Source organism: Echinicola strongylocentroti, assembly GCF_003260975.1.
In the GTDB taxonomy this organism is placed as follows: Bacteria; Bacteroidota; Bacteroidia; order Cytophagales; family Cyclobacteriaceae; genus Echinicola; species Echinicola strongylocentroti.
In genome coordinates this window covers 2,982,075-2,996,397 of the sequence record NZ_CP030041.1, presented here as the reverse complement: position 1 = coordinate 2,996,397, position 14,323 = coordinate 2,982,075, and the positions used below count along the sequence as shown (strand labels likewise).

Here is a 14,323-nt window from a genome sequence, read left to right as displayed (position 1 = left end):
TCAATAGGATTTACTGATGACATTTTGTTTTGCGATATAAAAAATGGTAGTTTGCTTGATTAGAAAAGGCTGAAAATTTCTCTTTGGGGAGTAGGGCAGCTAATAAAGCAAAAACGTATGCAATCAAATCAAAAGGCCCAATTTTTTCATTGCTATGCCACAGCTAATGATAATCGGCTTTTTACCAAAGATATCCTTAACCTGGTCCGCTTAAAGTGCGTCCATTCGGGCGTGGAAAAAGTAAACCTCTACATTGCGATCAGCAAGGTGAAGTCCATTGGCTTTATGGATCGACTATTCGTGAATACTGTCAAAAAATTGTTTTCCGACCACCCGACGATTGTGCTTCATGATATTTGTTTTAAGGAGAATAAGGGACGTGATTTTAGCAGTTACGCTGTTCTTTATCGAAAAGTAAAGCAACTTGCCAATGTAGAAGACTATATTTTTTTCCAAAATAGAAGTGGGTTTGGACCTTTTGAAAATAATTGGCTGAAAGCATTTGTGGATCAATTGAACTATTTTCCCAATGTAGCTTTGTGTGGTAGCACCATCAATTTTAAGGACCATCATTGCCGGAGCAATAGCCTGATGCCGCATGTGCAGACCTATGCCTTTATCACACAGCAAAAGTTTCTCACGATGTTTGGAGAAGCCTTTCCCGCAGAAAGTGAAGAAGAGCGATTGCAAATTATCCTAAAAGGAGAAATTGGACTAAGCCAGTTTTTTCTCCAAAAGGGCTATCATGTCACTTGCATGGAATGGCCAGAAAAAAGCCTTTCAGCGACTTGCCCCTCTCTATCCGAAACTGATATCAAAACCCGTGTTTGCGCCAAACACCAGTTCTATCATAGAAAGTATTTTCGAAGAAATAAAAAACCACAGGTACAAAATCCATTGTTTCCACCTGTGGTTACATATTTAAGGGCAATGTTTACGTAAGTTGCTTACTTAGGCCGTGATAAGCCCCTTCCTCTTCAGAATAGTTTCGACAAATTTCCGTTCGTTTTCTGTGTTGAATATTTTGAATGGCAAGTAAACAAATTGGGCCTTTGACATGATCAGCACAAAAGCATCCTTGTGGATTTCCGCTTTTTTGATCATTCCCCAGTTGATCGGCATGCCCTGTTTGGTGTTGATCTTCATCAGGACCTGGCGGCTATCGATCTCATAGGCCAGTTTCTCGAACATCACCTTGTTTTGTTCCATTTGGCTGACACCAGCAAATTGGATGACCCAAAACAGCACGTATAGCAACAAGGCTACAATAGCCATGCTGATCCACCACCAGGAAGCGATCCAAAAATATCCACAGGCAATAGCTATAGCAATCAAAGCCACCCACCATTGTTCCCTAAGGACATTTTTCAATCCCAGTTTGACATACGTTCCTGTTTCGAGTTTATATTTTTTTGTTTTTACGATCATGACACTAGTTTTTCGAACGGCAAATATCTGATGATATGAGGTATTTAACAAATAGATCAGGAAATAGCCACGAAAATTTTTGGTATTTTTATACCATCCTTCGGTGGTAATGGGCAAGATGAAAGCTGAAGTTAGGAGAGATTGTTTGATGGCTTTTATCTCCTTACCTATTTCCTTGGGGAAAAATGTATATCCAAATACCAGCGCTTTGCTCTCAGTGCTATTGACTTATTTTAAATTTTCTTGTAAATTATCGTAAACCAGAAAATTTAAGGCACATGAGCATTATGGTAGTGGATATGATTGTTTTTGGGATGGCATATGTGCTGCTTGTATACTTGGTCATGACGATGATCAGACCGCCGCATTTGCCTAATAGAGACAAAAATGATGATGGCGATGGTGGCATTGACATCCCGGATACGCCAAAGATCGATTTGCCACCGGGTGTGATCTGGCCGTCAGACGGCCCAAAAGCCAAGGATCCTGCGCCGCCCATGGAGGTTTAGCGGTTCAATTGCTGCATTTATTGCAGGTTCCTTGTATCAAAAGACTTTTTTCTTTGACGATAAATCCTTGTGGCAAATGGATATCGGGAAGTGCTATTTCTGCAATACACTGCGTCTGGCCACAGACATCACATTTAAAATGAACGTGTTCATGGTCATGGTGCTCCTCTGCAGCATCGTGGTGACAAAGTGCATATTTAGTCACTCCTGTGTCATCGAGGACCTTGTGGATAAGATCACTGTCCAAAAACGTCTTTAAAGTCCTGTAAATGGTTACCCGATCAAAATTCTCTTTTAACTCTTCCTCCAGGTCTGAATGGGATAATGCAATGTCCCTGTCCAAAAAGGTGTCCAGCACGTCCCTCCTGCAGCTGGTAACGCGGAGCTGATGTCCCTTGAGTATTTTTGCTGATTTTGTAGACATAAACTTTCGGTATTATTGGGCAATTCGTTTGGGTAAAAATAAGCTAAATTCATCTAATTACCGCACTTTTATGCCCCGTGATATCTTTCTTACTTTTGTAATAGAACCAGTTAACTGCCTCTAATCGTTCATTTTTTGACAATTTACGAAATGGGAAGCTACATGCTTGATTCCGGTTATCATATTAATTGATTAGAGATTATGATTTTTTTATCCATGATAACGATTTTTTTACCTACAAATGTCCAGTTTATTCTTTAATATTTATCTATTTTCGTTTATCTTAAGAATTGATAAAGTGAAATCATCCTTTGGCAAATTAGTTGTAGCCAATAAAAATCTAAGTTTTTAACAATTTATTTTATACCTCATGGAAAACACTAATGCAGATACCTTGCAATTGGGAAATGTTAATGCAGAAACCTTGCAATCAATGATTGATCAAGGAATTGAGCTCTTGTGGGCAATTATCCCAAGTCTTCTTTATGCTATTCTTATCTATATTGTAGGTAAGATTATTATTTCACGAATTCTTAAATCCGTAAAGGCCATCATTGCCAAGAAGAATTCGGATCCCTCATTGACCAACTTTTTAGTCTCTCTGTTGAGTGCGATTCTCTATATTTTATTATTCCTGACCATAGCCTATGTGATAGGCATACCGGTTACTTCATTTGTGGCTATTATTGGTGCTGCCGGCTTGGCGATTGGTTTGGCGCTCCAAGGTTCCTTGGCCAATTTTGCCGGTGGGGTGTTGATCCTGCTCTTTAAGCCCTTCAAGGTGGGTGATGTCATCGAAGGACAGGGCCACCTGGGCGTAGTAGAGTCCATCGACATCCTGTATACCAAAATGCACTCTTTTGATAACAAAGACATCGTCATCCCTAATGGTGCGCTGGCCAATTCAGACATTATCAACATGTCCAACAAGCCAACCAGAAGGGCGGATTTTAACGTGGGTGTGGCCTACGGGACTGATCTGAAGAAAACCAGGGAAATCATCTTGGGCGTATTTGCCAAGGACGAAAGGGTACACCAAGACCCCGCTCCTGTGGTATTCTTCAATAGCTTTGGTGATAGCTCCCTTGACTTGGTCATCCGTGTATGGACAGACGCCGGAAATCTATGGCCAGTGTATTTTGACAATATGGAAGCCATGAAAGAGGCCTTTGAAGCCAATGACATCGAAATTCCATTTCCACAAAGGGATGTAAACCATTTCTATCCTGATGGAAAATCCGAGAGTTAATCATAGATAGTACCGATAAAAAAAGGAGGACTGCTCAGTCCTCCTTTTTTTTGTTCTTCTTACTGCTATTGGAAGCACAGCCGATGTTTTTGGTGAGTTCCACATCCTCCGGAATACCTCCAAAACCCTCGCTCACATCCCATTCTGTGGCCTCCTCTTGTTGCTTTTTCTTGTCTTTTTTGCCCATAGTTGAATAAACGAATGGGAGGATGCAAATGTTTATTGATCTATTTCTCAATATCCGTTAATGGTTGTTCCGACAGCTGTGCTGCGGAACCAAGTAAAATTGAGTTTTTAACTCCATACCACTTACAGAAGTTATGCTTTGGAGCTCGTTTTTGGGTAACAACATAGGCACATAGGGCACAATAGGATGATATGCATCTAGTCAGCTGCTGCCTTAAAGTGGGACAATAAAAAGCCACTAAGGCACCAAGACACTATTGTTTTTAGAAAATAATAGATAAAGTATGCGATAATTGGTTGTTCCGACAGCTCTGCTGCGGAACCAGGTAAAATTGAGTTTTTAACTCAATGCTACTTACAGAAGTTATGCTTTGGAGCTCGTTTTTGGGTAACAACATAGGCACATAGGGCACAGTAGGATGATGTGCATCTAGTCAGCTGCTGACTAATACTGGAATAGTAAGAAGCCACTAAGGCACTAAGACGCTAAGTATTTTTAGATAATAATAGATCAAGTATGCGATAATTGGTTGTTCCGACAGCTGTGCTGCGGAACCAGGTAAAATTGAGTTTTTAACTCCATACCACATACAGAAGTTATGCTTTGAAGTATGATTTATGTGTAACAACATAGGCACATAGGGCACAATAGGATGATATGCATTTAGTCAGCTGCTGACTAATACTGGAATAGTAAGAAGCCACTAAGACACCAAGACGCTAAGTATTTTTAGATAATAATAGATCAAGTAAATGACAATCGGTTGTTCCGACTAAATTTTAAATACTCAAAAGAAGTACGTTTAAACGTAAAGAGAAAAGATTTTTTTGATTTTTTAAAATTACCTCGTCCTCATTAGGAGGATCAGAAAGTCCCCTTTAGGGGATTTAGGGGTATTCGGTTGTTCCGACAGCTGTGCTGCGGGACCACCTAAAATTGAGTTTTTAACTCCATACCACATACAGAAGTTATTCTTTGGAGCTCGTTTTTGGGTAACAACATAGGCACATAGGGCACAGTAGGATGATGTGGATCTAGTCAGCTGCTGCCTTACAGTGGGACAATAAAAAGCCACAAAGGCACCAAGGCGCTAAGTGTTTTTAGAAAATAATAGATAAAGTATGCGACAAGCCCCAATTCATCCCCCCTTTGTGACTTTGTGGCCAATAAAAAAAATCAGCGAAAATCTGCCCAATCAGCGTCATCAGCGTGCCATTCAAAATGACCTTAACGCTACTTGGCACAATGACCGTTTTTCCGACTTATACCCCCTTCACTATTGGCATGTGCCTCAATTTCCCACCAAAAAGACCGCATTGGCCATAATAAGTTTGCCATTTTCCCAAAAGCTCCTGAAAAGTGGGTTATCCACAAGGTATATGAGTTGGCCTTTGCCCATGTTTTCGACACCGAACACCAGACTTTCCTTCATTTTGGCTTTTGCCTTGTAGCCGATAAAACCAGCACGGTGCTGATCCAGGCTGTGGATAACTCCTGCATTGATGCAGTTGTTAAGGAAGGAATAGCGGTTTGGATTGTTTTTGAGGCTGTAGTATTTTCCTCCGGTACCAAACCCCAGTGAATAGGTGCTGTCCATGTCCACCTCGAATACTGCTCCTGCCGCATAATTGGAAATGGCCTGGCGTTCCCGATCTCGGTAAGGAGAAGTAAGGTCTTCCTCTTGGTCGGTATCAAAGGTTACTTTTTGTTGGTCCGAAATAAATGTGGATAACCCGAAACCTTCTTTATCCACAAATAGCTCCAACGCCCCTTCTATTGCAATAAGCTTACCTCCTGCTTTGGTCCATTCAGTGATATTCTTCATCTCGCCATTTTCCCAATTATAACTGCCACTGGGCAAGATGAGGACATCGTATTTTTCCAAGTTCAAATGGCCTGCATCTGAAGCATTCAGTACTGCAATCGGGTAATTTAGCTGCTGCTCGAAGAAGTGCCATACTTCTCCAAAATTCAAGGAAGAAACACCCTCGCCGCTGAAAACTGCTATTTTTGGTGCTTTGATGGTCCTTACCGTTGAGGAGCCAAAGTCCTTTCCACTATCCATAAAACCAGTGCTGGCAGTACCCAAGGTGATTTGGTGTTTATTTGCTAGTTGTGTGACTTTTTGGTGGAAATTCTTCACGTAATCATTCCCGCCCCGCGTGATGATCAGGCTTCCTGTAGGATAGCTTTTGCCATCGACCGCAAAAGGATAAGCAGCAGACCTGATACGTATGCCTTCTTGGAGCAGCTCTGCCAAAAATGTAGCCTGTTTAACATCGTTCCACGCGACTAGGTAGCCAAGAGTGGAGTTATCCACCTCATTGTTGACCACTTCTGGCTGTGGATAAGTGGTGCTTCCTTCGAGTTTTTCTTCTAAGGCATAGGCTGCAAGACCATAGGCATAGGGAAGGGCCCAGCTGGTAATGTCATAAGTCAAGCTATCCTGTAGCTGAGCTTCGGGTTCGAACAGTACTTGGGTGAGCACCGACTTGGGCTGCCAGGCATTAATGATGATATCTTCTTTTTCCAGGTTAAATGCCTCCTCTTTTCCTTTTTGGTAAGAATAGCCGCGAAGACTGGTGGATTTTCCACTTTGGCTGTATTGGATTTTATTCTTGTCCAGGAGCGCCAGAAGGCCCGTAATGCGGCCCTCGGAATTGTCGCCTTTGATGACAAAGCTCTTGTACTTTCCTTGGGGTGATTGGTCGAAGTAGGCTTCAAATTCACTCAAGAGCCGCGAAGCGTTCTTGGAGGTGACTTCGATGGCAGTGAGTCCTGTGGTGTGGTGGTGCTTGATACGCTCTTTCAGCGTCAAGGTATCACTTTCCGCCGTATGGACACCTATGCCAGCGGCTCCTGATCCACCTTGCTCGATGGTCATGCCGATGGCTCCGTTAAACATCGGGTAGGTATCACCATAACTGGGGTACAGCAGGTCAAACACTTCCTTGGTAAAATAAAACCAGTCGTTTTTGTCAAAATAGGCAGCATTCTGACGACCAAACGTTTCCTGAAACTCCAGTTGATAATCACTAAGCTGACGATGGAGCGGAACCGCCGCAGGAGCAAAATAATAGGGGCTGTTGATGCCTTGTTCATGAAAATCCAAATGGATATTGGGCATCCATTGTTGATAAAGTGCCATGCGCTGCTGGGATTCCTGCTGTGTCTGCCAAGCCCAGTCCCTGTTCAGGTCAAATAGATAATGGTTTGCCCTTCCTCCGGGCCAAGGCTCTTGGTGCTCTGTGGACTGGATGTCCGGTTGGAGCTGGGTATTCATCTTTTGATTGTACCAGTTGACATAGCGGTCACGGCCGTCGGGATTGACACATGGGTCGATGACCACCATGTTGTTTTGTAGCCAGGTTTTGTTGTTACTTTTTGCAGGATCCACCAGTGCCCAGAGTGTTTTCATCGCTGCTTCGGAAGAAACCGCTTCATTGCCATGAACATTATAGCTCAGCCAGGTGATGGGGATTTGATTGCTGGGACTGCCCGTTTCTAGACCTGTGCGCCGGAGGTTATCCATACGGATTTCTTCCAGTTGGTCGATATTACCCTGTGCCGAGACCCATACGACCATTAAGGGACGTTTTTCGAACGTTTCCCCGTAGTACTCCAGCTTGACATTGTCATTATGCGCCGCCACATGTTCAAAATAATCCACAATGCGATGGTGTGGCGTAAACCGCTCCCCCAATTGATAGCCCAAAAATACTGCGGGACTTTTGGTTTGGCCCTGTGCAATAAAGCTCAGGATAATGAATGAGAGAGTTATCAGTAATTTTCGTTTCATATAGCGGGACTTAAGACATGAGATGCAAGCAATTCACAAAATAAGGGCTTTCCTGAAGGAGGACAACTTATCTTTTATGAAATTATTTTAACTATCTTGAACAACGCTTGACTTTTAAACATCAGCAATGAAAAACATCACTATTATTGGCGGCGGTGCCAATGGCATTTCGGCTTTTATTGAACTGTTTATACAGGTCACCACGGCAGGTTTGGAACGAGCCGTGGAGGTTACCATTGTGGAAAAGGATGAAAAACTGGGTTATGGACTCGCTTTTGGAACGCCACAGCCGGGTCATATTCTAAATACCCAAGCGGATCTGATGGGGATCTTTGCCCATGAGCCGGCACACTTTGCCGACTGGCTAAAAAAGCAAGACCACCGCAAAGACAACAATGTCAAAGGTAAAGGCGACTTGGATAACGCCTATACCACACGGATTTTTTATGGTGACTATATAGCTGAGCAGGCTTCTATTTTTTTAAAGAAAGCTAGGGAATATGGCTTTTCCGTCACCGTGATAAAAGACGAGGCCGTGGACATTGCTACTTCAGAAGAGCGGTATCAGGTCAGGCTGGGGAAGGGCGAGACCATTACGAGCGACTATGTCATTTTGGCCTTGGGGACACCTAAACCCAATAATTTCACTTCCTTCAGAAAACACCAGCGGTATTTGGATTTTCCTTGGCCTGCTTCCAGGATCAAAGCTACCATACCAACCAAAGCTCATGTGGGCGTTTTGGGTACTAGCCTGAGTGCCATTGATACGGTAATGACGCTTGTGGATAATGGCCATCAGGGAAATATCACGCTTTTTTCACCCGACGGAAAGCTTCCTCGCGTTCAGCCTTTAGAAAATAAAGCATACGAACGTGTTTACCTCACGCTGGAAAATATCCACAAGATCAAGCGCAAAACATTGGAAAAGCCCCGAGTAAAATCCCTGATACGGCTCTTTATGGAAGAAGTGGAGCATTATGAGGGGCACCCGGTGGATTGGCAGCAGCTTACTTCCCGCCAATCCGCTGCAGAGGAATTGCTCCAATGGGACATTTCCTCTTCAGAAGAAGGAGGTGATGCATTGCTCAATATCGCCGATGCCCTACGTTACGATGCTTCCACCATCTGGAGCTGGATGGATATGGACCAAAAGGTGCTGTTCAAAAAATGGGTTGGAAACGACTGGGCCATCAACAGACATCCCATGCCGCTGCATAATGCTAAAAAACTCCTAGGGTTATTTGAAGAAGGTCAGCTGGATGTTTGTGCGATGATGGGTGGCGATGCTGTATCCTATGAAAAGCCTGCTTTTAATATAAAGACTAGCGAAGAAAAAGTCATGGCTGTGGATTTTTTGGTCAATGCCACCGGTAGCTCATCAGCTCTTGACCAGATGGAAAGTCCACTTATCCACCGCTTGTTGGAGCGGCAATTTATCCAGCCTTACGAGGTGGGAGGAGCCATCATCAACGAACGCACCATGCAGGTCATCTCTCCCAAGGGAGGTGGAGGCATCTATGCCGTGGGCCATATTGCCAATGGAATTTTGATGGATGTCAATGCCGTTTGGTACAATGTAAAGACCATCGGCACTTTGGCACGTGATCTGATTTTTAGGCTGGTGGAGAAAGACTGAGCGAGGTATCAACAGGCTTTTGCCTTCCTCGTCAGTCATATGGATGAAGCAAATGGGCCGGGAGTTAGTGGTACCTTTCCAAATGACAAAGTCAAAGCCGTTATTAATGCTATGCAGATTAACCTTGGCGGGACAGGTGACGCTGATTGGACGACTTATGGCTGATTTACTTTTGATTGTTTGCTCTTGGAAAAAAGATGGGTGGCCACAAAGGCTCTAAGGCACCAAGTTATAGTTTAAGTTATGTTACAAATGACTTGGGGACCTGATGAATTCGAGGCTTAAAATATGGCGCTGAATCTGGGCAAATTCATATAATATTAATTTCGTATTGGGCACCATCATCCGTGCCGATGGCACTCCTTCGGGAGGTTGAGGAGAGCTTAAGCTCCTGCGGATGAATCCGCAGGTTACTAAATTCATCGTGCCGCTGGCACTTTGCCCCGGTTTGTACATTGGAAACCGCAGTAGCCTATCTTACTGAATGGCGGGATGGGCTGAAAGAATGATGAGTTGATTTGGTTGAGGTTAAACCCCGAATATGCGTTTGCCCTGGATCCAAGCGACATCATCAGGCGGTTTTGCAAATAATCTCCTAACTTTGTGCACAAACGGTGAAGGCATATATGGAAAAAGACACGGTAAGGATCAATAAATACTTAAGTGAAATTGGCTATTGCTCCAGAAGGGCTGCTGATAAGCTGCTAGAGGAAGGCCGCATTACCATCAATGGCCAAGTTCCCGAGCTGGGGACCAAGGTAAGCCCTGGTGATGAGGTCCGTGTCAATGGCCAGCTAGTGTCACCGCCAAAGGAGGATTTTATCTATATCGCCTTTCACAAACCTGTGGGCATTGTTTGCACCACCGATACCAAAAGAGAAAAGGACAATATCATCGATTATATCAACTACCCCAAGCGGATTTTTCCCATTGGCAGGCTTGACAAGCCCAGTGAAGGGTTGATATTTCTTACCAATGATGGTGATATTGTGAACAAGATCCTGCGTGCCAAAAACCACCATGAAAAGGAATACGTCGTCACGGTGGATAAGCCCATCAGCCTAGCGTTTATCCACAAAATGGCCAATGGCGTTCCTATCTTGGACACCGTCACCAAGGAGTGCAAGGTGGAGCAGATCGGTAAGCGGAAGTTTAAGATCATCCTTACACAAGGCCTTAACCGGCAAATCAGACGAATGTGTACCCACTTGGGATACGAAGTCACCAAGCTAAAGCGTATCCGGATCATGAATGTCCAACTGGATACCCCTGTCGGGAAATGGCGCTACCTCACAGCAGAGGAACTTGCTGAGATCAACCACCAAGTGGCCGGTTCGAGTAAAACGTTTGAAGGTTGACTTCAATAGGAAAATGACCTTGGGAGCATACACACCCATGAGGAATGTGGAGAGAAAGCAACTTCCTTTCGAGCCAATTATGTGGATAAGTCATGTTCTGCTATAGCCGTTCCTTGGCATAGTCACGGTACCAACCAATAGGGCAAGTAGCTGCATACTCTTTAAGTGCTGTTTTCCGGTCGATCTTGCCGTCGTTTGAATCGATATACAGCATGGACAGTTTCATGTTCCATTCTAAATGCATGGCAGATAGTGACTTAATGGCTGTTTTGGGATTGTCATCGGGCTGTGGAAAACCCGCATCAGCGACCACCCGCTGGATGAAAGGCATGTGATTTTCGTCAAAAAAACCGTCGGTAGCCTCCAAGATATCCACATAGCTTTTCAGCAAATTCAATAACTCGAACGAGTGGTTTTCTTCCGTAAAGTTCACCAAAGCCGTCTCGAACCAAACAAGCGCCGCATCATATTTCCCTAGATGGCGATAACAGGTGATGAGCTGTAAGGTAATAAAGTGATATAGAAAAGGGTAATCAGTCGGCTGGAGCAGCGTAAGTGCTTTTTCGTAATGGATAATGGAAAGCTCATATTGCTCCGCTTCCCAATAATAAAAAGCGAATTTTTCGTTTTTCCGAATAAAGAGGACGTCTGCATCCATTTTATCTTCCTGACTGGCAAAGAACTCCTCCAGCAAGCGAATTTTTTCCTTCCAATCGGAGGGCGAGAGGTCTTGATTAAGTTTCAGTACCAGTTCTTTGGGCATACAACCCCGTTGTAGTTGAGCTTTATTCATTTTATAGGAGCTGTTATGGTTTCCATTTGGCTAAAAGTTAATGATTTTTATCATAACCGTAAACATGTCTGTTTTATTGAAAAATCCTTTCTTATTGATAGTTAGCGAGTTAAAAACGATTTATTAGGGATTTTAAGAAGAACTGTATTCCAGTTATTAAGGAAGTTTAGGAAGATTTAACATCTTCGTTTGCCAATATATCCGTTTAGTTTAGCTACATTTGGTATAAGGTAAGATGGTGCTACACACAGGAAATTATAAAATTAATACTGAGGCAAATCTTACATCACCTTGAATTAGCTTCTGTGCAGGTAAGCTGCTTTTGCTTCTCAAGCCTCAGGTATTAAGTTTTGAACAAAAAGTAACAAGTATTTTACACACATTTACCTAGACCTAAGGGCCCAAATATATAGCCTACGTAGTTATCCAAGAATTTTCTCTCGATAAAGGTTTAATTCTTTTTGTTCTACAGCGTGGTTCACAACCAGAAAAGATTGGTAATGAACACATTTCGCAGGTTTTCACATTGCGTGCATCGAAATTAATTAATTTACCATTTAATTACATCCAATATCAAGACTATCCGATTTACGGAATCAGCACTGTCTGATTTCTCCATTACACTAAGAAGCCGGGTGAATGCTTATTTTAAGCAGACCCAAAAGTCCAGATATGGCAATCTGGAAATGATTCTCAAGACGTTATTTATGCTTAGCCTCTACTTTGTGCCAGTGTTATTGGTTACCGTGGGAGTAGTGGGACAAACTTGGCAGCTTTTCCTTTGCTTTATCCTAAGTGGATTGGGAATGGCGGGAATAGGCATGGGAGTCATGCACGATGCTATACACGGCACCTACTCTAAAAACAAGCATATCAACAAACTCCTTGGCTATACCCTTAACCTAGTAGGGGCAAATGCTACTTTGTGGAAGATCCAGCATAATGTTCTCCATCATTCCTTTACCAATATCCATGAAGGTGATGATGATATCAATATGCCATTCTTCCTGCGCTTCTCCCCCAATGCCAAAAAGAATGTCATTCATTCCTATCAGCATTTATATACTTGGTTTTTTTATGGGCTTTCTACCCTTTCTTGGGTTACCACCAAGGATTTTGTAAGGCTAAACAGGTATTACAAAATGGGTTTGCTGAGAGGAAAAAATATTTATAGGAACACCGTGCTGAAGATAATTGCTTGGAAAGTCCTTTATTATACCTTTATCTTGGTCCTTCCTATTCTCTTTTCGCCCTTTAGCATTGGTCAGGTCTTTCTTGCATTTATCGCTTTGCACTTTGTGACGGGCTTGAGTATTTCATTAGTGTTTCAGACAGCGCATATTATGCCCGATGTGACTTTCCCTACCGTGGACAGTGAAGGTAAAGTGGAAGGGGAACGTATGATTCACCAGCTGCTGACCACTTGCAATTATTCAGAGAAAAACCGGGTCTTTTCTTGGTTGATTGGTGGGCTTAACTATCAGATTGAGCACCACTTATTTCCTGATATTTGTCATGTGCATTATCGAAAATTAGCACCGATCGTCCGCAAGACAGCTGCTGAGTACGAACTGCCTTATTATTCCAAGGTTACCTTCTTCCAGGCCCTGAAGTCTCACTTCAAAATGTTGCACTGGTTAGGGAATACAAAAGTTGCGAGCTGATTTCAGTAGCAGTATGATCGACTAGGACAATATGGATCAAGAGGAAAAGCAAGGGGGCTGATAGAACGCTGATGACGCAGATGATTATGATTTGCACTGATTTTATTCTTAAACTGAAAAAGCAATTTTAAGAAAGTGTATCGAAAAGTATTCTCCCAGAAGTATTCCTTAATCCGACAATACTCCTTTAACGGGACAACGTTTATAGCTTAAAAAGAGAAAAGGCGATGGGAAATTAATCTCATCGCCTTTTTTGTTGATCACGTCAGTGGAGGTGATTATTCGCAACTTGTATTTTGTAAGCTGGCATCCCAGCAAAAATAGGTATTGCTGTCAAAATGACTTTCACTTTTTACTTGACCAAATTTATCTGACCTACTCCAATTCACGTAGATTTCACTGTCCAGATCGGTGTTGGTGATGATCACACCTCTGTCCATTTCCAGAGTATCATCGATTCGGTAAGTGATAGCGCTTCCGAGGTTGTCTCCCTCTTTCTCTACTGTAAAGGTGGTGGCGCCATTGCCGGTTTCCTTATCATATTCCCAAGAATTGGAGAGCCATACTGAGGTGGACTCAGGTGATTCATAGAGCTCCCAATATCCCGTTTCTCCGGTCATATTGGAAGTTCCGGTGAACCAAACGAAGTTATCCACAATCCCTTCGCCGGAAATATATCCCATCCAGTTGACATTTTCATCTTGCACATTAGCTGTAAGGCGAATGTCATACGAGCCGTGCCCCTCTACATCAAAGGCTCTTTCCCAAACCCAAACCCCTGCATCTTCATCGAAGGAAGCATCTGTACCGATAGTGGCTTTAAAAGCTGTAACCGGGATGGCCAAATGGGTATACAATATGGAAGAGTAGACCCCTACATTAATAGCTGCATATGCCCAGTGGGTAGCGGCAGTAACACGAGCTCCTTCACCGTCCTCATCCTCAAACATGCTCATATCTGGCGCCATGCTGGCTTCAGGGGGAAGTGCTGGTTTTTCTGATTGCTCCGGCATTGGCTCCTCATCATTGTTACAAGAAGCAAAGAGGACCAAAGCGGTCAGAAAGATTCCAAAAGACTTTTTCATAATAATATAGTTGGTTTAGTTTTCAACGGGATAGAAAATCAAAGACAATGCCAATAATCTACCTATTAAAGGTAAATTATGTTCGTAAAAATCACAATCAATGACCCTGCTTTGTAAACCAATATAAATGTGTCTTATAGTCAGGTAGTTGAAATAAATCACTAGGTAGCCTACTTCCCATGTAATTATAG

At 43.0% G+C, this 14,323-nt stretch carries 12 protein-coding genes; 6 read left to right on the top strand and 6 right to left on the bottom strand.

The features are described 5' to 3' along the window. The first annotated feature begins 117 nt into the window (after positions 1 to 117). Positions 118 to 942, top strand: a complete 825-nt coding sequence (locus DN752_RS11605; protein WP_112784094.1) for a hypothetical protein — start codon at positions 118 to 120, stop codon at positions 940 to 942. 9 nt (positions 943 to 951) lie between these two features. On the opposite strand, the gene DN752_RS11600 is transcribed toward DN752_RS11605, so the two are convergent. Next, positions 952 to 1,428, bottom strand: coding sequence for a YcxB family protein (locus DN752_RS11600; RefSeq protein ID WP_112786517.1), 477 nt, complete (start codon positions 1,426 to 1,428; stop codon positions 952 to 954). A 278-nt stretch (positions 1,429 to 1,706) separates the two neighbouring features. Here DN752_RS11600 and DN752_RS11595 point away from each other — a divergent pair, with 278 nt between their 5' ends. After that, a complete protein-coding gene (locus DN752_RS11595; protein ID WP_170134450.1) occupies positions 1,707 to 1,937 on the top strand; it encodes a hypothetical protein in 231 nt (76 codons plus the stop codon). Positions 1,938 to 1,941: 4 nt separating this feature from the next. Here the strand turns inward: DN752_RS11595 and DN752_RS11590 are convergent, their stop codons facing one another. Then, positions 1,942 to 2,361: a Fur family transcriptional regulator gene (locus DN752_RS11590; protein WP_112784093.1), complete on the bottom strand. Its 420-nt coding sequence runs from the start codon at positions 2,359 to 2,361 to the stop codon at positions 1,942 to 1,944. A gap of 370 nt (positions 2,362 to 2,731) precedes the next feature. On the opposite strand from DN752_RS11590, the gene DN752_RS11585 reads away from it, so the two are divergent. Next, positions 2,732 to 3,610, top strand: a complete 879-nt coding sequence (locus DN752_RS11585; protein ID WP_245949516.1) for a mechanosensitive ion channel family protein — start codon at positions 2,732 to 2,734, stop codon at positions 3,608 to 3,610. A gap of 34 nt (positions 3,611 to 3,644) precedes the next feature. Here DN752_RS11585 and DN752_RS24685 read toward each other — a convergent pair whose 3' ends face one another. Then, complete coding sequence (locus DN752_RS24685; protein ID WP_170134449.1) at positions 3,645 to 3,797, bottom strand: hypothetical protein; 153 nt, start codon at positions 3,795 to 3,797, stop codon at positions 3,645 to 3,647. A 1,291-nt stretch (positions 3,798 to 5,088) separates the two neighbouring features. Continuing rightward, on the bottom strand, positions 5,089 to 7,596 hold the full coding sequence (locus DN752_RS11580; protein WP_112784092.1) for a M14 family zinc carboxypeptidase: 2,508 nt from the start codon (positions 7,594 to 7,596) through the stop codon (positions 5,089 to 5,091). Between the two features lie 127 nt (positions 7,597 to 7,723). Here DN752_RS11580 and DN752_RS11575 point away from each other — a divergent pair, with 127 nt between their 5' ends. Next, positions 7,724 to 9,232, top strand: a complete 1,509-nt coding sequence (locus DN752_RS11575) for an FAD/NAD(P)-binding protein (protein ID WP_112784091.1) — start codon at positions 7,724 to 7,726, stop codon at positions 9,230 to 9,232. A 626-nt stretch (positions 9,233 to 9,858) separates the two neighbouring features. Further along, entirely contained in the window at positions 9,859 to 10,590 is a 732-nt protein-coding gene (rluF, locus tag DN752_RS11570) for a 23S rRNA pseudouridine(2604) synthase RluF (RefSeq protein WP_112784090.1), read from the top strand. Between the two features lie 100 nt (positions 10,591 to 10,690). On the opposite strand, the gene DN752_RS11565 is transcribed toward rluF, so the two are convergent. Then, positions 10,691 to 11,383 carry a tetratricopeptide repeat protein gene (locus tag DN752_RS11565; RefSeq protein WP_112784089.1) on the bottom strand — a complete coding sequence of 231 codons (693 nt, stop codon included), beginning with the start codon at positions 11,381 to 11,383 and terminating at the stop codon, positions 10,691 to 10,693. 635 nt (positions 11,384 to 12,018) lie between these two features. Here DN752_RS11565 and DN752_RS11560 point away from each other — a divergent pair. After that, positions 12,019 to 13,047, top strand: coding sequence for a fatty acid desaturase family protein (locus tag DN752_RS11560; RefSeq protein ID WP_245949515.1), 1,029 nt, complete (start codon positions 12,019 to 12,021; stop codon positions 13,045 to 13,047). A gap of 278 nt (positions 13,048 to 13,325) precedes the next feature. Here the strand turns inward: DN752_RS11560 and DN752_RS11555 are convergent, their stop codons facing one another. Then, complete coding sequence (locus tag DN752_RS11555) at positions 13,326 to 14,132, bottom strand: hypothetical protein (protein WP_245949514.1); 807 nt, start codon at positions 14,130 to 14,132, stop codon at positions 13,326 to 13,328. Positions 14,133 to 14,323: the final 191 nt, after the last annotated feature.